The organism is Idiomarina sp. UBA4206, from assembly GCF_002383015.1.
Lineage (GTDB): Bacteria > Pseudomonadota > Gammaproteobacteria > Enterobacterales > Alteromonadaceae > Idiomarina > Idiomarina abyssalis.
Genome location: NZ_DFTS01000055.1, coordinates 22,112 through 22,513 on the forward strand (window position 1 = coordinate 22,112; position 402 = coordinate 22,513).

At 53.7% G+C, this 402-nt stretch carries 1 protein-coding gene; it reads right to left on the reverse strand.

Going from position 1 to position 402, the window contains the following annotated elements:
• A partial coding sequence (locus B3180_RS11305; RefSeq protein WP_286844584.1) for a redoxin domain-containing protein occupies positions 1 to 388 on the reverse strand: 388 nt, incomplete at its 3' end.
• Between the last annotated feature and the right edge of the window lie 14 nt (positions 389 to 402).

Here is a 402-nt window from a genome sequence, read left to right on the forward strand (position 1 = left end):
GGTTGAGGTTGTCGTTAACAATAGGAAACTCATACCCTTTCGCCTGCGCGTAGCGCGTCAGTTTGTCGTTGTCGCCAGAGCGCAATGCCACGCTAATGGTCGGGTAGTGGCTACCAACGTAATCAACCGTAGGAGAGACCGCCGGGCAAACAGGACACCAGGTTGCCCAAAAATACAGTACAACGGGGCTGTCCTTGCTCATTTCGCGTAAGTTATATTGCTCGCCGTTTATGTCTGTTAATGACGACAGCTCGGCCGGCACAGACTCCGGCACGTCACTATTACGAAAGGCGTCGACCACGAACGCCACTACCGAGAACAGCACAATATAAAGCGCTGCGGTTCGTAGCCGCTTTGCCCACGACGGTTTCGCTTTGTTATTGCTCACGAGCATCCTCCAGC